Genomic DNA, 18,273 nt, shown 5'->3' with positions numbered 1-18,273 from the left:
AACTCCTAAAATGCTCTAAATTGTTGGGGACATACCGTCGATATATATATCAGACGCTGATCCGGCAGGGCGGCCGACCTTAAAGGTTCGGCGTTTACCACATGGATGTGGAACTAACTTAATTTCAGGGAGGAAATATCAAATGATTATTAACCACAATGTCGCGGCGTTGAACACATATCGCCAACTGGGTAGCAACACTGCAGCAACTAACAAGAACATCGAGAAATTGTCTTCCGGTCTTCGCATCAACCGTGCCGGTGACGATGCTGCCGGTCTGGCAATCTCCGAAAAAATGCGTGGTCAGATCCGTGGTTTGGACATGGCTTCCAAGAACGGACAAGATGGTATCTCTTTGATTCAAACTGCTGAAGGTGCAATGAACGAAACCCACAGCATCCTGCAACGTATGCGTGAGCTGGCTGTTCAATCATCCAATGATACGAACACTGACGCTGACCGTAAAGAACTTCAAAAAGAAGTTTCCCAGTTGACTGACGAAATCAACCGTATCTCCAACACCACTGAATTCAATACCAAGAAATTGTTGGATGGTTCGGTTGGTAACAATGCAAATATTAAAGGCGCTAATGCACTTGTTTTGAAACCAGTTAGTGTTGTTGATTCCGGCTTGGCAACTGATACGTACAAGATTACCACAGCTAACCCTGCAACAGTTAAAGCTGATGTTAAAACTAACACAACTGGATTAGCTGCAGGAGACTTTGATTTGACTTCAGGTAATGTTGGTGGACTGGAGCTTGGCGACTACACACTGGAATCTAAATATACTGGTACTGCAGATACTTTCGATTTCTCGTTGAAAAATAAAGATGGTGTTGAGGTAGCTAAGGCTTCTGCAGGTCTTACAACTGGTAATGTTGTTCTGAGCGGAACGGCTCCAGACGGAACGGCTACTAAATTTACTATTAAGGGTGTAGCGGCTGGTACGGTTGCTGAAGGTAAAATGTCCTTGAACTTGAATGCTACCTATGGTGCTGCATCTGACTTTAAAATTACAAATACTGCAGGTTCAACAACTTATTCTAACAAACTTAATACAAAAATCACAGATAGCGACTTCCAAGCAGGCGGTCTTCAATTCAAAATGACAGTGGATACTGCTCTGGCTGCTGCTGGTTCTACTGATATTGTAGTTACTAATAATGCATTGACCATGCATATTGGTGCTAACCAAAACCAATCGATGAAAGTTGATATCAACAAAATCGATGCAAAGAGCCTGGGTATCGATTCCATCGACATCACAACTCAAACAGGTGCAGAAGCAGCAATTACTTCTGTTAACGATGCATTGACAAAAGTATCTTCCGAACGCGCAAAACTTGGTGCATTCCAAAACCGTTTGGAACACACAATCAACAACCTGAACACTTCGTCCGAGAACCTGACAGCCGCTGAATCCCGTATCCGTGATACAGACATGGCTAAGGAAATGATGCAACAAACTAAGAACAACATCCTTGCTCAAGCTGCACAAGCAATGTTGGCTCAAGCTAACCAACAGCCACAAGGTGTTCTTCAATTGCTTCGTTAATCTTAACGAGCTTCAAGGAGATCCTAGATTATCTAGGGTCTCTTTTTTTGTTTAAATCTAATTCCCTTTTATTTCTTTATTTATTTGAGTATCCTAAAACTTCTGCCCCCGTAAGCCGATATATATAGTAAATCGTTTTTCGGAGGGCTCAATTATGAATGTACAGTTTTCTTTGTCAGCAAGTGGAGGACAGGCTTTGAACAACAATGCTGGGACATCTTTGGCAAAAGACTCGGTACCCGAAATAAAGCCACCTGTTAGCACCCAAGAGTTAAGCAAGATGGAAAAACAAGGTGCAAGCGTCACTATTGGCGAAGAACAACTCGTACGGAATATTGAGAAGGCAGTAAAAGCCCTTCAGGGACCAACTACTACTCTTGATATAAGTATTCACGAGAAAACTCATGCCATAATGGTAAAAGTCATGAATAAGGATACAGGAGAATTGATTCGGGAAATTCCTCCGGAGAAAACCTTGGATCTTGTAGCTAAGATGATGGAACTCGCCGGACTTATAATAGATGAACGGGTATAGAATGAGGAGGAGAACAATATGATGAGAATTAATGGCATGGCATCCGGTATGGATGTAGACTCCATGGTCAAACAGTTAATGACAGCCAAGCGTGAACCTTTGAATAAATTGAATCAGCAGAAACAAATTATGGAATGGACAAGAGATAGCTACCGGGAAATGAACAGCAAGCTTGTTGATTTCCGTAATAATAAGCTGGATACCTATAAGAGGTCTTCGGCGATGAATGCAATGAAGGCCACTGTAAGTGGTAATACGACTGCACTGTCTGCAGAGGGAACCGCAACTGCTAACCAAATACCGATGAACATAACTGTGAATCAATTGGCATCTAATGAAAAGGTTACTTCTACATCTGTATTGACGGATATCACTTCGAAAAGTACGTTGAAGCAAGTTGCGGCTGCAACTGGATTTACTGCTCAAGCAGATCCGGGCAATCCAAGCAAGTTTACTTACAAAATGATCGTGAATGGTCAGACCTTTTCTTTTGATGAGAGCAAGACGATAAATGAGGTCATCAGTACTATCAATTCAAATAACAAAACTAATGTTACAGCTACTTTTGATCAGGTCAAAGGTCAAATGATTCTGACCTCCAATCAGTTTGATAAGCATATATCCGTATCACCCCCGGGTGCTGCCGAGAACGGGCTGATGAATGTATTTAATGTTGGTGGCGGAGCACCTACTACTGTAGCCGCACAAAAAGCTAAAATTAATGTGGATGGCATAGACAAAGAATTTGATAGTAACAAATTTACGTTAAACGGAATTTCCATTACCCTGCTTGGAAAGACTGAAGATGGGAAAGCTTCAAAAATCACAACCTCCATTGATTCCACCAAGGCATTGGAAACGATCACCTCCTTTATTAAGGACTACAATGAATTATTGAATACGTTGAACACAAAGACAAATGAAGAAAAATATCGCTCGTTTGCTCCGCTGACAGATGATCAGAAGAAGGCAATGACCGATGATGATATCAAAAACTGGCAAGCTAAAGCCAAGAGCGGTATATTGAAAAATGATAGTATGCTTACTTCAGCCATTAACAAAATGAGATCAGCTATCCAATCCGGGTTGAATGGCATCGGTGGGGTAAATCTTGCCTCCATCGGTATTGAAACAGGTAAGTACTACGAAGACGGTAAGCTTTATATTAAAGATGTGGACAAGCTTAAAAATGCAATAGATAACAATCCTCAGGGCGTAATGAATCTATTCCAATATTCATCAACAGATACCTCACAACCGAGTGGGATTTTTGTTCAGATTTCTGATGGCCTCAATGATGTATTGGGTCTCATTGCAGACAAAGCGGGAACTCTTAAAACCTCTACTGATTTGAATGCAACCTTCAAAGAAGAAAGCGTTATGGGCAAAGAATTAAAAGATTTAAATAAGCGTATCAGTACCCTGACTACCCGTCTAACTAACATGGAGACTAACTATTATAAGCAGTTTACCGCTATGGAAACGGCTATGAATAAATACAATTCCCAATCTGCAAGCTTGTCCAATTTTATGGCAAAATAACCGATAGAGGTGACTATACATGATGACTTCTCCTTATGAGAAATATCGTCAATCTTCTGTTCAGACATCTACTCCTGCCCAATTAGTGATCATGTTGTACGATGGGGCTATCCGATTCGTAAGAACGGCAATGGATGGGTTGAACAAAAATGATTACGAGAAATCTAACCTTAACTTCGGCAAGGCCCAAACGATTATTAGTGAACTGATGAGTACATTGAACCAGTCCTATGAAATATCCAAGAATCTCTTTTCCCTATATGAATATACGAACTTTTTATTGGTAGAAGCTAATATTCGTAAAAATGTTGAGAAGGCCCAAGAGGCCCTTGGCTACCTGACTGATCTTCGCGAAACCTGGCTGCAGGCCTCCAAGCTTGCTGCGGGTCAGACTGAGATTGCTAATGGATGAACTTATTCACAGTCTGGATCAGCTCACCCTGGAGATGATGCGTAAACTCAAGGAAGCGACTTATGAGGAGCTTGAAATCTTTGTCGAGGAGCGGCAGAAACTTGTCGATGCCATTGCAGAAAAAGTCGCTTTTAGTCCATCGACACCTGCACAAAAGCGGGAAATTAATCGAATCCTGGAGAATGACAATGCGCTGCTTGACCGGATGAATGAGCTGCGTCTGGAGGCCCAGGGCTGGCTGCAGAAGCGAAATCAAGCTAAAGTACAGCGCAGCGCCTACGAGGCTCGGTATGCCCCGGACAGCATCCTCATGGACCGCCGAAAATAATAATTTCCAGATGTTTCATCTCACGAGCAGCCGGGTATTAATTACCGTCTGCTCCTTTTTTTGTTTCGGATATGACTGGCTGTGTTTTTTAGGATAAATTATGGATGGTAAAAAATTGAAAGTAAACATTTACTATTCCAATTGACAATAGAGAAGCAGCGGTGGTATAGTCGAGTTGTGAGCAGGACTCACGTTCATCTGATGACGAAGGGAATGTTTAGTCAATGGAAGGTAAAGTAAAATGGTTTAACGCAGAAAAAGGTTATGGTTTCATCGAAACTGCCGATGGTGGCGACGTATTCGTACACTTCTCCGCGATTCAAACTGACGGTTTCAAGACTTTGGATGAAGGCCAATCCGTAGAGTTCGATATCGTTGAAGGCGCACGCGGACCACAAGCAGCTAACGTCATCAAATTATAATCATCCGGCGCAGCCGACCTACATATATGGTAGATGGTTAGCAATTGAGACAACGCTAGCGCGGACTTTGGGAACTTCCCAGAGTCCTTTTTTTGTTGTGTGAGCATTAGCGAAGGTCCGGTTAGAGGAGGTAAGCTGCTCTTGCCGAGCTATTATGTATACTTTGTGGACAGGGGTAACACCTTTTGTTAGCTAAATGTAAAGGCTGTCATGATTTGTTTTTTACTTAGCCCTGACAATTTGGTATAATGAAACTGTAAACAAAGGAGGAGTGCCCATGCAATTCAGCATTCGAGGTCAACAAATTGAAGTGACCGACGCTTTGAGAGATTATGTTGATAAGAAGCTCAGCAGACTTGAGAAGTATTTCGATGCACCCCCTACCTCAGAAGGATATGTAACGCTTGGCGTTGTTCGCGGCCTTCATACGGTGGAAGTTACAATCCCGCTGGCTGGTGTGACGCTTCGTGCAGAAGACCGCAGTGATGATATGTATGCATCCATTGATGCTGTAGTGGACAAGCTGGAACGCCAGATCCGTAAACACAAGACCAAACTGAATCGTAAGTTCCGCCAGGAAGGAAGCCTGAAGACGCTCTTTGTGGAAGGAGTGCCTAGCAGCGTTGCTGTGGAGGAACAGGATTACGATGATTTGGAGGTTGTGCGGAACAAGCGCTTCACCTTGAAGCCTATGGATGTGGAAGAAGCGATCCTGCAAATGAACATGGTTGGACACAACTTCTTCGTGTTCTCCAACATTGACACTTCTGAAGTTAGCGTTGTTTACAAACGCAATGACGGCAAATATGGTCTGATCGAACAAGACTAGGTCTGGTAAACCAGGCTAGGCCCAGGAATGTGAGGACAATTTGCTTCAGTGTGACGTAGAAAATTAACCGAGCCCCTATTCGCTTGATGCGAATAGGGCTCTTGTGCGTATATAAATGTGCAAATAATGTGTATATCTTTTGCAAAAGGCAATTTGTAAAATAAGGTTGCTGGTGCTTGTGTTGCGGCTTCTCTTACAAACTGTTACAATTTATGAAGCAGCGGAATCGAAATCATATATGGCCCTTTCAATAAATAGTGAGGATGGGCTCGATTCCACCATCTGTGTTGCATGAAAGGGGTTAACCATGCTAGGACTTGTAAAAAAAATATTCGGAGATACCAACGAACGGGACGTCAAACGTCTCATGAAGACGGTCGAAGTAATTAATGGTTTGGAGCCGGATTTCGTGTCGCTTTCGGACGAAGAGCTGAAGGCAAAGACCGTAGAGTTCCGTGCCCGCATTGAGAAAGGCGAGACCTTGGAAGAGATTCTTCCCGAGGCATTTGCAACCGTACGCGAAGCTTCCAAACGGACGCTGGGCATGCGGCATTTTGACGTTCAATTGGTTGGAGGCATGGCGCTGCATGAAGGCCGGATCGCCGAGATGAAGACAGGTGAAGGGAAGACGCTGGTAGGTACTCTGCCGGTCTACCTGAACGCACTCCTTGGCAAAGGCGTGCATGTCGTAACGGTCAATGACTACCTGGCTCAGCGCGACAGTGCACAAATGGGACAAATCTATAATTTTCTGGGCATGACGGTTGGGGTGAACCTGAACGGCATGGACCATGCTGATAAACAAGAAGCTTATGGCTGCGATATTACGTATGGCACGAACAACGAATTTGGTTTTGACTATCTGCGCGACAACATGGTGCTCTACAAGGAGCAGATGGTTCAGCGTCCGCTCTATTTCTGCATTATTGATGAAGTGGACTCCATTCTGATTGATGAAGCGCGGACTCCTCTTATTATTTCCGGGCAAGCTGAGAAATCGACAGAGATGTATTATGCGGCAGACCGTTTCGTGAAGAAACTGACTGCTGAAGAGGACTACACGGTTGATATTAAAGTGAAATCCGTTGCTCTGACCGAAAAGGGTGTGGCTACGGCTGAACGCGCATTTGGAATTGAGAACCTGTATGATCACAGTCATGTAACCCTGAACCATCATATCGTACAAGCGCTCAAGGCTAATGTAATTATGCGCCGTGACGTAGACTACGTAGTGAATGAGGACGAGGTTGTGATTGTCGATGAATTCACAGGCCGTCTGATGGCAGGACGCCGTTACAGTGACGGCTTGCACCAGGCTATTGAAGCCAAGGAAGAAATTCAGGTGCAGAATGAAAGTATGACGCTTGCTACAATCACCTTCCAGAACTATTTCCGTATGTACCGTAAGCTGGGTGGTATGACCGGTACAGCGAAGACGGAAGAAGAAGAATTCAAGAAAATCTATGGCTTGGAAGTACTGCAGGTGCCAACCAATAAGCCGAACCAGCGTTTGGATATGCCAGACGTTGTGTATAAAAGCGAGAATGGCAAATTTAACGCGGTTGTAGCGGAAATTGTGGAGCGCCACAAGAAGAACCAGCCAGTTCTGGTAGGTACCGTATCTATTGAGAATTCTGAACGTGTATCTGAAATGCTGAAACGCAAAGGTGTCAAACACCAAGTGCTAAATGCCAAGCACCATGCGGCTGAAGCAGAAATTATCTCCCATGCCGGTCAACCGGGCACAGTAACCATTGCGACGAATATGGCTGGCCGTGGTACGGATATTGTGCTTGGTGAAGGTGTGACAGATCTTGGCGGTCTGCATATCATTGGTACAGAACGTCATGAATCGCGCCGGATTGATAACCAGTTGCGCGGACGCGCGGGACGTCAAGGCGACCCGGGTTCCACTCAGTTCTATCTGTCGCTCGGCGATGAGCTGATGAAGCGTTTTGGTGCGGACAACGTGCTGAACATGATGGACCGCCTTGGTTTTGAAGAGGATCAGCCTATTGAGAGCCGGATGATTACCCGTGCGGTTGAATCGGCCCAAAAACGCGTCGAAGGCAACAACTTCGATATCCGTAAGGTTGTATTGCAATATGATGACGTGATGAATCAGCAGCGTGAGATTATCTACAAACAGCGCCGCGAGATTCTGGAGTCTGACAATATCAAAGACATTGTAGTTGAAATGATCAAGCCGGTCATTGACCGAATCGTTCATGCTCACTGCAGTGATGATATTCCCGAAAACTGGGAGCTGCAAGAGGTTGCTGATTATGTGAACAGCAAGCTTTTGGAGGAAGGCCAGTTGACCCGCGATGATCTGTGGGGCAAGGAAGTTGAGGAGATTATCGAATTCATCTTTGACCGTGTGCTGGAGAAATATGCAGCCCGTGAAGAACGTCTTGGCTCTGAACTGGTGCGGGAATTCGAAAAGGTTATCGTACTTCGCTCCGTAGACAGCAAATGGATGGATCATATTGATGCGATGGATCAGCTTCGCCAAGGGATTCACCTGCGCGCTTATGGCGGTACCGATCCGCTTCGCGAATATCAATTTGAAGGCTTTGAAATGTTCAATGAAATGACCGCCACCATTCAGGAAGAAGTCGCGACCTACATTATGAAGGCTCACATCGAGACCAATCAGGAGCGGCAATCCGTAGTGGAAGAAGATAAAATCTCCACAAACGGTGAGCCTGCCGAGAAACGTCCGGTACACGTCGAAGCGACCGTTGGCCGCAACGACCCTTGCCCTTGCGGCAGCGGTAAAAAGTACAAGAACTGCCACGGCCAGAACGCGTAAGGACGGCGGGGGTTTGATTTTAGGCTTCGGCCTTATATTTTCAGTATAGCTGTTTACAGCACTGTACTTCATGTCTTGTTCAAACAATTCAAGGGTTATAATGACAATAAAAAGCGGCTGGGCCCGGGGGACTCCCCGTTTGCGGCCCGGCCGCTTTTTTGGATGTTAAGATTTGGGTGAATGTTTATGTAGAGAAGGTTTGGAACTTTGAATTAAAAATATGGTGGAAGTAGCGGAGGGGAAGTTTGGAACTGGAGGAGCGAACGCGTCCGCCTTTGTTCACAGATTTCAACCGCGAGCAGCGGTCTCAAATCAGGAAATCTGTGAACAACAGCGGCCGGAAGTCCAAACATTCCCCGCAGCTACGGCCTCACCATATGAAGCATTTGAAGTTCCGGGATTCTCGGAATGCATTGATTCACCCTCATTATGTCCAAACCGCCGGCCCGGCCGCAATAATTTTATTTTGAAAGGTGAAGTGACCAAAATGATCGACGCTAATGTGAAGCAGGACCTGCGTGAAATAGGCAAGAAACTAACAGACCTTAGGGGGTCTCTTTGACTTAGATCTTAAGCAAGAGATGATCGCCAACTTTGAGGAGAAGATGTCCGCGCCTGGATTCTGGGATGACCCGGAGAAGGCTCAAGGTATAATTGGCGAGATGAATGCGGTGAAGTCCTCAGTGGATCAGTACGAGAAGCTTCAGGGGGAGTATGATGATGCGGCGATGATGGCGGAGCTGGCGGAAGAAGAAGGCGATGCTGAGCTTGCGGCAGAGGTTGCCGGAACAATCCGCAGCGTGGCGGTCAAGGTCGATGAATTCCAGCTCCAACTGCTGCTTAACCAGCCGTATGACAAGCTCAATGCGATTCTGGAGCTGCATCCCGGTGCAGGCGGAACAGAATCCCAGGACTGGGGCCAAATGCTGCTGCGCATGTATACCCGCTGGGCTGAGAAGCGTGGCTTCAAGGTTGAGGTGCTGGATTATTTGCCGGGTGACGAAGCGGGAATTAAAAGTGTTACTTTGCTGATCAAGGGGTTCAATGTATACGGCTACCTGAAAGCCGAAAAAGGGGTACACCGGCTGGTGCGTATTTCCCCGTTCGACGCTTCGGGCAGACGGCATACCTCCTTCGTATCCTGCGATGTTATGCCAGAGATTGCCGATGACGTTGAGGTCGATATCCGCACGGAGGACCTGAAGATTGACACGTACCGGGCGAGCGGCGCGGGCGGACAGCATATCAATACGACAGACTCCGCGATACGGATCACGCACATTCCAACCGGGGTGGTGGTGACCTGCCAGAACGAGCGCTCCCAGATCAAGAACCGGGAACAGGCGATGAAGATGCTGCGATCCAAGCTGTATGAGCGCAAGCTGCAGGAGCAGCAGCAGCAGTTGGACGAAATTCGCGGCGAGCAATCGGATATTGCTTGGGGTAGCCAGATCCGCTCCTATGTATTCCATCCCTATAGTATGGTAAAGGATCACCGTACTTCCGTGGAAACAGGGAATGTGGGTGCTGTTATGGACGGCGATCTGGACGCTTTTATCGACGGATATTTGCGCAGCCAGATTAAGACAGAAGCTGAATAAGGGTATACTGATAATTCCTACGCGTCTTCGGAGGTGTAGGGATTTTTTTGAGTATAGATGAAAGTATATTATGTAGATGAAGTATATAAATAAGGAGAATCACATGCAAAAAATCAACTCACGCAACAAACCGCCACTTATTCCACTAAACGGACCGGTACGGCATACGGTGGATATTGTGCTGATTCTCGTCGGTTCGCTGATTACGGGGCTGGCGTTCAATCTGTTTTTCCTGCCCAACCGGATTGCATCTGGAGGGGTATCTGGCTTGTCCGTACTCGCGGAAGCTTGGCTGGGGGCTGAACCGGCGTTCACGCAATGGGCGCTGAATATTCCGCTGTTCATCCTTGGAGTTATATTCCTCGGTAAACAGTATGGACTTCGCTCGCTGCTGGGGAGCTTTGTGCTGCCGCTGTTTATCTTTTTGACGAAGGACGGGCCGGTGCCGACTACGAATCCTCTGCTTGCCTCCATTTATGGCGGGATTGGTGTAGGGCTGGGACTTGGGCTGGTGTTCCGTGGGCGGGGATCGACAGGCGGCCTGACGATTGCGGCGCAGATTATCCAGAAATTCACCGGCTTCAGCTTCTCGCTCTCTGTCGTGCTGCTTGACGGTACGGTAATTACGCTGGCTGCTTTTGTGCTGGGGATGGAACAGGCCATGTATGCGCTGATAGGTCTGTTCGTGACGGGCCGGGTGATCAATGCGCTGGAGGTGGGTTTCAGCATAACCAAGGTGGCGTATATCATCTCCGACCAGACGGATGACATCACACAGGCGATTCTGACTGATCTGGATCGCGGGCTGACCAAGCTGAACGCGCAAGGCGGATACACTGGCGACAATCGCACAGTACTTATGGTGGTTGTGGGCCAGAATGAGATTACCCGGCTAAAAGCGATCGTTCGTTCCGTAGATCCGGGGGCGTTCGTTATTATAACCGAGGCACATGAAGTGCTGGGTGAAGGATTCAAAAGAGAGGTGCAGTCTCCTTAGGGGGCTGCGCTTTTTTTGTACAATAAACTTAACGTTACATGTTGTATTTATATTAATTCGGTCGTATAATAATACATATTTCCAAGGACGGTATTCATAATATCCATGATAAGCAGGAAGTGGGGATGACAGTGACAGGCAAGCTGAGAGCAGCAATTGTTGGATCAACGGGTTATGGGGGCGTGGAGCTGATCAGGCTTCTGCAGAGCCACCCTGATATAGAGATTACTTCAGTGATTTCTTCTTCAAGCGCAGGCGCGCCTATTGAGGAAGGGTTTCCGCATTTAACAGGCATTGTGCAGCGCAATCTGGATGGAGTGGACGCGGCGGAGATTGCCGGCAGGGCGGATGTGGTTTTTACGGCAACGCCGTCCGGGGTAAGCGCCAAGCTGGTGCCGCAACTGCTGGAGGCAGGGCTGAAGGTTGTTGATCTGTCCGGTGACTTCAGGCTGAAAGACCGTGCGGAGTATGAGCAGTGGTATAAGCATCCGGCTGCTCCTGAGACGTATCTGCAGCAGGCTGTATACGGGTTATGCGAGGTGTTCGGAGAACGTGCGGCTGGCGTGGATTTCATCTCTAATCCGGGCTGTTATTCGACGGCTAGCCTTCTAGGCTTGATTCCGGCACTGCAGGCTGGCTGGATCAAGCATGGCAGTATCATCATTGACGCGAAATCAGGGGTATCCGGGGCAGGCCGGGGAACGAGTCTGATGGTCCATTTTTCCGAGATTAATGAGAATTTCAAAGCCTACAAGGTTAACAAGCATCAGCACATCCCGGAAATTGAACAGACGCTTACGGAGATTGCGGGAGAGAAGGTCACAGTTACATTCACCACACATCTGGTGCCGATGACCCGGGGAATTATGAGCACGATGTATGCCGGGATGAACGGTAAATACAGTGAGCAGGATTTTGTGGAATTATATCGTAAGTATTATGCAGGACGGCCTTATGTGCGGGTTCGTGATGCGGGTGTGCTTCCGGCGACCAAAGAGGTCAGCGGCTCCAATTATTGCGATATCGGCTTTGCCGCAGATGCCCGTACAGGTCGGGTAACCATTGTATCCGTTATTGATAATGTTGTTAAGGGTGCGGCAGGTCAAGCGATTCAGAACCTGAATTTGATGATGGGATGGGAGGAAACCCGTGGCCTTGGCTACACGCCTGTGTATCCGTAAGGTTCAGCGGTCAACAATACAATGACTCAGAAGCAAGTTTTTACCGTCGTAGAAGGCGGAAGTGTTACTGCCCCTAAAGGGTTCAAGGCTGGAGGGCTGCACTGCGGCCTCAAAAAAACCGAACGAAACGACCTGGCAGCCATCCTCTGCGAGGTACCGGCAACGGCGGCGGCGGTGTATACAACGAATGTATTCCAGGCTGCGCCGCTGAAGGTGACGCGGGAGAGTCTGGTGAACGGTACGCTGCAGGCGGTTATCGTGAACAGCGGGAACGCCAATGCTTGCACGGGTGAGCAGGGTGAAGCGGATGCCTATGAGATGCGCGCCGCCGCTGCCCGTCATTTGGGCGTAAATGAGCAGGACGTTGCGGTTGCTTCCACGGGCGTGATTGGTGAGCTGCTGAAGATGGACCGAGTGCGCGGCGGTATTGCCGGATTGCCGGAGAAGCTGGATGGGGGAGCCGTGGGGGCGGAGGAGTTCAGCCAGGCGATCCTCACAACAGATCTGGTCAAAAAAGAATGCTGCGTTAAAGTAACGGTCGGCGGAGTGGAAGTCACGATTGCCGGAGCGGCCAAAGGGTCAGGGATGATTCATCCCAATATGGCGACGATGCTGGGCTTCATGACTACGGACGCTGTGATTGACGGAGAGGATCTGCTCAGTCTGCTGCGTGCTGCGACCAATACGACTTTTAATATGATCACTGTAGATGGAGATACAAGCACCAATGATATGCTGGTCACGATGGCAAGCGGGCTTGCGGGGAATGAGAAGCTGACGCGGCTGCATGCGGACTGGGAAGCTTTTGCTGAGGCATTTACACATGTCTGCAAAAGTCTGGCGATGGCGATTGCCCGGGACGGCGAAGGAGCGACCAAGCTGATTGAAGTACAGATAAGCGGTGCGGTGAACGACGAGGCGGCAGGGGCGATTGCCAAGACGGTGGTCGGCTCCAGTCTCGTGAAATCGGCGATTTTCGGCGCGGATGCCAACTGGGGTAGAGTGATAGCTGCTGTAGGGCGCGCCGGAGTGCCAGTTTCGCCGGAGCAGGTGGATATTTCGCTTGGTGGGATTGAGGTGCTGCGAAAGTCGCGGCCGGTGGCTTTTGATGAAGAGAAGGCTCTGCATTATTTGCAAAAAAGCGATACCGTCCTGATTACGGTAACTCTGGCTGATGGTGACGGCAAGGCAACAGCCTGGGGCTGTGACCTGACTTATGATTATGTGCGCATTAATGCCGCCTACCGCACCTGATTTGCGGCTTGTATAAAGCCAGGGGAGGATACTGATACTATGACTTTGAAAAAAATAGATAATCGCAGGTCGGGCGGCTTGTTCGTAATGAAATGCGGCGGCAGCACGCTCGCTGCGCTTCCTGATTCGTTCTTTGAGGACTTGCGGGAGCTGCAGCTAAGCGGCGTTCAGCCCGTTATTGTTCATGGCGGCGGACCGGCGATCTCCGGCAATCTGGAGCGGCTGGGCATCGAGAGCAGCTTCGTGAACGGCCTGCGGGTGACGACCGAAGAAGTGCTGGATGTCGTGGAGATGACACTGGCGGGAAGCATTAACAAAGCGATTGTCCGAAGAATTCAGGGCAGCGGCGGGCAGGCGCTCGGCTTATCCGGTGTGGATGGACGGCTGATTACCGCCCGGCTGGTCGCGAACAGCGACGAGGTGGGGCTGGTTGGCGAAGTGACTGAAGTCAATGCAGAGGTTGTAAAAGGTGTGCTGGCGATGGGCTATATCCCCGTAATTGCGCCGATTGGCGTAGATGCCGGAGGCCAGCGTTACAATATTAACGCGGATACGGCGGCGGGAGCGGTGGCTTCTTTTATTGAATCGCCTTCAATGATTGTTGTGACAGATGTGCCTGGTATAATGCGAACGATAGATGGCCGCAAAACGGTGCTTCCGTCAGTGACGGTAGCGCAGATTGAGGAATTAATCGAGAGCGGTGAGATCTACGGCGGGATGATTCCCAAAGTGCGCGCCGCAATGGACTGCATCCAGGGCAGCGTGTCGGAAGTGGTCATTGTTGACGGCAAGGAGCCGCAGGTGCTCAGCCGGGTGCTGCAAGGTGAAGAACTGGGAACACGGATTATTCGTTCATTATAAAATAACAAGCGCTGACGGGAATACCGGAAGCAGCATGGTGGGAGAGTGACTAAGAATGAGTGAGCTTACGCAAGCGGAAAAAGATTCTTTGACAGGGGCGCCGCAGGATCGTTCAGTAGAGACGAAGGTTCAGGAGGCTGCTCCTGCCAAGCTGAGTGCGGTATTCCCGTCCTACGCGAGATACGATATAAGTCTCGTTAAGGGCAAGGGCAGCTGGGTATGGGATGATCAGGGCAACAAGTATCTTGATTTCATGTGCGGACTCGCCGTAACGAGTCTGGGACACGCTCCCGAGAAGGTTGGCGCGAAGCTGAAGGAACAGATTGATACCCTGTGGCATGTCTCGAACCTGTTCCACATTCCGGGGCAGGACCGGGTGGCGGCGCTGCTTACAGCTAACAGTTGTGCGGATCAGGTGTTTTTCTGCAACAGCGGGGCCGAAGCGAATGAAGCGGCAATCAAGCTCGCACGCCGTTACCACCAGAAGGTGAAGGGAACAGGACGTTATGAAGTGATCACGTTCGAGCAGTCCTTTCATGGACGGACAATCGCGACATTGACAGCTACCGGGCAGCAAAAGGTAAAAGAAGGCTTCTTGCCGCTCCCGTCAGGCTTCAAGACCGTGCCGCTGCATGATCTTCCGGCGCTGAAGGCCGCAATTTCCGAGAATACCGCAGCAATTATGCTTGAAATGGTTCTGGCTGAGGGCGGCGTGCTGGAGGTGCAGCAGGAGTTCCTCGACGCGGTTGTAGCGCTGTGCAAGGAGCATGGCTTACTGCTGATTGTGGATGAGGTGCAGACCGGCATGGGGCGCACAGGCAAGCTGTTCGCGCACCAGCACTACGGCATCGAGCCGGACATCTTTACTTTGGCCAAAGGCGTGGCCAGCGGTTTTCCTGCCGGTGTGATGCTGGGCAAAGGCTATCTGCGGGAAGCGTTCAGCCCGGGCGCGCATGCAAGCACTTTTGGCGGAACGCCGCTGGCAGCAGCAGTAATGGAAGCAACGATTGAAACGATGCTGGAAGATAATCTGGCGCAGCGTGCCGCCGACATGGGCGAGTATCTCAAGGGGCTGCTGGGCGACAAGCTGGCGGACACGCCTTTTGTGAAGGAGATCCGCGGCAAAGGCCTGCTCATTGGTATCGAATGTGCGGCGCCGGTAGCAGACATTGTGCTGGCCGGACAACAGCGGGGGCTGCTGTTCGTACAGGCTGGACCGAATGTGATTCGGCTGCTGCCTAACTTTTATGTAAGTAAAGAGGAGATCCACCAGGCGGTGGACATCCTTTCGGAACTCATTCATACTTATGCTAACAATGGAAAGTGGGAGGCAGGTTCATGAGCCAGGGAATACAGCAGGATACGCAAAAACTCGCACAACAGCTTAAAGGCCGTGATTTGCTGGAGCTGAACGACTACAGTCCGGAGGAAATCATCTATTTGATTGATTTGGCTATTGAGCTGAAGCGCAAGCAGAAGAGCGGTGAGGTCTACCAGCCGCTGAAGGGCAAGACCATTGGACTGATTTTTGAGAAATCCTCGACCCGCACGCGCGTATCGTTCGAAGTGGGCATGTATCAGCTTGGGGGCCATGCGCTTTTCCTGAGCAAAAATGACATCCAGCTCGGACGCGGCGAAACGGTTGGCGATACGGCGCAGGTGATGTCGCGTTATCTGGATGGCATTATGATCCGCACCTTCGGCCATGATAAAGTAGAGGACCTGGCCCGTTACGCCTCAGTTCCCGTGATCAACGGGCTGAGCGATCTGGCGCATCCGTGCCAGGTGCTGGCTGACTACCAGACGGTATACGAGCACAAGGGCAAGCTGAAGGGCCTGAAGCTGGCCTATATCGGTGACGGCAACAACATGGCGCATTCCCTGCTGATCGGCGGAGCCAAGTTGGGTGTAAATGTCTCGATTGCCGGACCTGAGGGCTATGAGCCGGATGCGGCTGTAGTAGCTGAGGCGCGCGAGATCGCCAAGGAGACCGGAGCGGTTATCGTGATCACCCGCAGCCCGCAGGAAGCCGTACAGGATGCCGATGTGATCTACACGGATGTCTGGGCGAGCATGGGCTTCGAGGCCGAGCAGAAGGCGCGTGAGGCTGCTTTTAAGGACTATCAGGTCAACGAAGAACTGGTTAAAGGCGCTAAGAGCGACTACCTGTTCCTGCACTGCCTGCCGGCTCACCGTGAGGAAGAGGTCAGCACAGGCGTGATCGACGGCCCGAACTCGGTCATTTTCGACCAGGCCGAGAACCGCCTGCATGCGCAGAAAGCGCTGATGGCCGCGTTGATGGGCTAAGCTGCATTCGACGTTCGAAATTAAGGATTTAGAGTAAATCAGGATCGAGCCATCGAGCCTGTATGGGTCTAATATTAATATTATATAAAACACTATATAAGATGAACTGGGCCAAATATTTGGGTGTCGGAATCTGTTGCTTAGCAACGGAGTGAAAGTTTGGAACTGTAGGAGCGATAGCGTCCGCCTTTGTCTCCGGATGTTATCCGCAAAGCGGTATAATCAAAAACATCTGGAGACAACAGCGGCCGAAAGTCCAAACATTTCACGCAGTTGCGTCCGGGCAACGGATTTCTACACGCCGGTCTAGGCTCATCTTATACCCTCCACACGAAAGGAAGTCACACCCCCATGCCAAAAGAAAAAATTGTGCTCGCCTATTCCGGCGGGCTGGATACATCGGTCATTTTGAAATGGCTGAAAGAAACCTATGACGCGGAGATTATTGCTTTTACAGCCGATATCGGCCAGAAGGAAGAGCTGGAAGGCTTGGAGGAAAAAGCGCTCGCCACCGGCGCGTCGAAGGTCTACATTGATGATCTGCGCGACGAATTCGCGAGTGATTTCATCTACCCGATGTTCCAATCGGGCGCTTTGTATGAGGGGCAGTACCTGCTCGGCACGAGCATTGCCCGTCCGCTTATCGCAAAGCGCATGGTGGATATCGCCATCGCTGAAGGCGCTACGGCCATCGCCCACGGTGCAACCGGTAAGGGCAACGATCAGGTGCGCTTCGAGCTGAACGCGGCGGCCTTGTCGCCAAGCATCAAAGTGATTGCGCCTTGGCGGCTCGAAGAGTTCCGCAACCAGTTCCCTGGCCGTGCGGAAATGATCGCCTACGCCGAAGCGAACGGAATTCCGGTCCAGGCCTCGGCAGCCAAGCCGTATTCCATGGACCGCAACCTGCTGCACATCAGCTATGAGAGCGGCGTGCTGGAAGATCCTTGGTTCGATCCAAGCGCACCGGAGAACAAAAGCATGTTCCTCCTCAGCAACGCGCCGGAGGATGCCCCGGATCAGCCGGAATACCTGGAGCTGGAATTCCTGAAGGGTGACTGTGTCGCGCTGAACGGAGAGCCGTTATCTCCACTGCAGGTTATGGAGAAGCTGAACGAGCTGGGCGGCAAGCATGGCATTGGACGCGTCGATATGGTGGAGAACCGTTTTGTCGGCATGAAGAGCCGCGGCGTATATGAAACTCCGGGCGGAACGATTTTATTCACAGCCCACCGCAAAATGGAGTCCATCACAATGGACCGTGAAGTAATGAACCTGCGTGATAGCCTGATCACCCGTTACAGCACATTGGTATACAATGGCTTCTGGTTCGCGCCTGAACGCCTTGCACTACAGGCGCTGGTGAAGGAAAGCCAGAAGAACGTTACAGGAACCGTGCGCGTCAAGTTGTATAAGGGCAACATCATCGGAGCCGGTGTGAAGTCTCCGGTCAGCTTGTACAACCCGGATATTGCAACAATGGAAGCAGACCCTACACAAGCTTATGACCAAGGAGATGCAACAGGCTTTATCCGTCTGAACGCTCTGCGTCTGAAGGTTTCGGCGGGTGTAGCAGAATCCAAGTAGTACTTTCTTATATTTGAACAAATAACCAGCCCACTTAAGGCCGTTCC

General features: G+C 49.7%; 16 protein-coding genes. All 16 read left to right on the top strand.

Annotated elements, in window-relative coordinates; all coding sequences use genetic code 11:
- The first annotated feature begins 142 nt into the window (after positions 1–142).
- A complete protein-coding gene (locus AC0LWN_RS20875; RefSeq protein ID WP_474668696.1) occupies positions 143–1,558 on the top strand; it encodes a flagellin N-terminal helical domain-containing protein in 1,416 nt (471 codons plus the stop codon).
- 154 nt (positions 1,559–1,712) lie between these two features.
- The gene (locus AC0LWN_RS20870) at positions 1,713–2,093 is read left to right on the top strand and encodes a flagellar protein FlaG (protein ID WP_474668694.1); all 381 of its coding nucleotides are present in this window, start codon (positions 1,713–1,715) and stop codon (positions 2,091–2,093) included.
- Positions 2,094–2,111: 18 nt separating this feature from the next.
- Entirely contained in the window at positions 2,112–3,635 is a 1,524-nt protein-coding gene (gene fliD, locus AC0LWN_RS20865) for a flagellar filament capping protein FliD (RefSeq protein ID WP_474668692.1), read from the top strand.
- 19 nt (positions 3,636–3,654) lie between these two features.
- Positions 3,655–4,047, top strand: a complete 393-nt coding sequence (gene fliS / locus AC0LWN_RS20860) for a flagellar export chaperone FliS (protein ID WP_474668690.1) — start codon at positions 3,655–3,657, stop codon at positions 4,045–4,047.
- Positions 4,040–4,375, top strand: a complete 336-nt coding sequence (locus AC0LWN_RS20855) for a flagellar protein FliT (protein ID WP_474668688.1) — start codon at positions 4,040–4,042, stop codon at positions 4,373–4,375. The genes fliS and AC0LWN_RS20855 overlap by 8 nt, the downstream gene beginning before the upstream one ends.
- 224 nt (positions 4,376–4,599) lie before the next feature.
- A complete protein-coding gene (locus AC0LWN_RS20850) occupies positions 4,600–4,797 on the top strand; it encodes a cold shock domain-containing protein (RefSeq protein WP_019915069.1) in 198 nt (65 codons plus the stop codon).
- A gap of 277 nt (positions 4,798–5,074) precedes the next feature.
- Positions 5,075–5,626 carry a ribosome hibernation-promoting factor, HPF/YfiA family gene (gene hpf, locus AC0LWN_RS20845; protein WP_458966037.1) on the top strand — a complete coding sequence of 184 codons (552 nt, stop codon included), beginning with the start codon at positions 5,075–5,077 and terminating at the stop codon, positions 5,624–5,626.
- Between the two features lie 307 nt (positions 5,627–5,933).
- Entirely contained in the window at positions 5,934–8,441 is a 2,508-nt protein-coding gene (gene secA / locus AC0LWN_RS20840) for a preprotein translocase subunit SecA (RefSeq protein ID WP_474668686.1), read from the top strand.
- A gap of 487 nt (positions 8,442–8,928) precedes the next feature.
- Positions 8,929–10,042 (top strand): peptide chain release factor 2 gene (prfB, locus tag AC0LWN_RS20835; protein ID WP_474668684.1). Its coding sequence is split into 2 segments (ribosomal slippage): positions 8,929–9,000 and positions 9,002–10,042, totalling 1,113 coding nucleotides; the frame shifts between segments, so codons are not numbered across the junction.
- A 103-nt stretch (positions 10,043–10,145) separates the two neighbouring features.
- Positions 10,146–11,039, top strand: a complete 894-nt coding sequence (locus tag AC0LWN_RS20830; RefSeq protein ID WP_458966040.1) for a YitT family protein — start codon at positions 10,146–10,148, stop codon at positions 11,037–11,039.
- A gap of 125 nt (positions 11,040–11,164) precedes the next feature.
- Entirely contained in the window at positions 11,165–12,220 is a 1,056-nt protein-coding gene (gene argC, locus AC0LWN_RS20825; protein WP_474668681.1) for an N-acetyl-gamma-glutamyl-phosphate reductase, read from the top strand.
- Between the two features lie 21 nt (positions 12,221–12,241).
- Positions 12,242–13,474 (top strand): bifunctional glutamate N-acetyltransferase/amino-acid acetyltransferase ArgJ, encoded by a 1,233-nt coding sequence (gene argJ / locus AC0LWN_RS20820; protein ID WP_474668679.1) that lies wholly within the window; start codon positions 12,242–12,244, stop codon positions 13,472–13,474.
- A gap of 39 nt (positions 13,475–13,513) precedes the next feature.
- Entirely contained in the window at positions 13,514–14,335 is an 822-nt protein-coding gene (gene argB, locus AC0LWN_RS20815; RefSeq protein WP_474668677.1) for an acetylglutamate kinase, read from the top strand.
- A gap of 55 nt (positions 14,336–14,390) precedes the next feature.
- On the top strand, positions 14,391–15,677 hold the full coding sequence (locus AC0LWN_RS20810; protein ID WP_474668675.1) for an aspartate aminotransferase family protein: 1,287 nt from the start codon (positions 14,391–14,393) through the stop codon (positions 15,675–15,677).
- Positions 15,674–16,642 carry an ornithine carbamoyltransferase gene (gene argF, locus AC0LWN_RS20805; RefSeq protein ID WP_474668673.1) on the top strand — a complete coding sequence of 323 codons (969 nt, stop codon included), beginning with the start codon at positions 15,674–15,676 and terminating at the stop codon, positions 16,640–16,642. Before AC0LWN_RS20810 ends, argF begins: the two co-directional genes overlap by 4 nt.
- Before the next feature lie 351 nt (positions 16,643–16,993).
- Entirely contained in the window at positions 16,994–18,226 is a 1,233-nt protein-coding gene (locus tag AC0LWN_RS20800; RefSeq protein ID WP_474668671.1) for an argininosuccinate synthase, read from the top strand.
- The last annotated feature ends 47 nt before the right edge of the window (positions 18,227–18,273 follow it).

It is taken from the genome of Paenibacillus sp. sgz302115 (genome assembly GCF_056120445.1).
This window is presented reverse-complemented; position numbering and strand designations above follow the sequence as displayed.

What these genes read in the sequence shown, in the direction of transcription:
- AC0LWN_RS20875 (WP_474668696.1), top strand. Translation starts at nt 143, where the DNA reads ATGATTATTAACCACAATGTCGCGGCGTTGAACACATATCGCCAACTG.
- AC0LWN_RS20870 (WP_474668694.1), top strand. Translation starts at nt 1,713, where the DNA reads ATGAATGTACAGTTTTCTTTGTCAGCAAGTGGAGGACAGGCTTTGAAC.
- fliD (WP_474668692.1), top strand. Translation starts at nt 2,112, where the DNA reads ATGATGAGAATTAATGGCATGGCATCCGGTATGGATGTAGACTCCATG.
- fliS (WP_474668690.1), top strand. Translation starts at nt 3,655, where the DNA reads ATGATGACTTCTCCTTATGAGAAATATCGTCAATCTTCTGTTCAGACA.
- AC0LWN_RS20855 (WP_474668688.1), top strand. Translation starts at nt 4,040, where the DNA reads ATGGATGAACTTATTCACAGTCTGGATCAGCTCACCCTGGAGATGATG.
- AC0LWN_RS20850 (WP_019915069.1), top strand. Translation starts at nt 4,600, where the DNA reads ATGGAAGGTAAAGTAAAATGGTTTAACGCAGAAAAAGGTTATGGTTTC.
- hpf (WP_458966037.1), top strand. Translation starts at nt 5,075, where the DNA reads ATGCAATTCAGCATTCGAGGTCAACAAATTGAAGTGACCGACGCTTTG.
- secA (WP_474668686.1), top strand. Translation starts at nt 5,934, where the DNA reads ATGCTAGGACTTGTAAAAAAAATATTCGGAGATACCAACGAACGGGAC.
- AC0LWN_RS20830 (WP_458966040.1), top strand. Translation starts at nt 10,146, where the DNA reads ATGCAAAAAATCAACTCACGCAACAAACCGCCACTTATTCCACTAAAC.
- argC (WP_474668681.1), top strand. Translation starts at nt 11,165, where the DNA reads ATGACAGTGACAGGCAAGCTGAGAGCAGCAATTGTTGGATCAACGGGT.
- argJ (WP_474668679.1), top strand. Translation starts at nt 12,242, where the DNA reads ATGACTCAGAAGCAAGTTTTTACCGTCGTAGAAGGCGGAAGTGTTACT.
- argB (WP_474668677.1), top strand. Translation starts at nt 13,514, where the DNA reads ATGACTTTGAAAAAAATAGATAATCGCAGGTCGGGCGGCTTGTTCGTA.
- AC0LWN_RS20810 (WP_474668675.1), top strand. Translation starts at nt 14,391, where the DNA reads ATGAGTGAGCTTACGCAAGCGGAAAAAGATTCTTTGACAGGGGCGCCG.
- argF (WP_474668673.1), top strand. Translation starts at nt 15,674, where the DNA reads ATGAGCCAGGGAATACAGCAGGATACGCAAAAACTCGCACAACAGCTT.
- AC0LWN_RS20800 (WP_474668671.1), top strand. Translation starts at nt 16,994, where the DNA reads ATGCCAAAAGAAAAAATTGTGCTCGCCTATTCCGGCGGGCTGGATACA.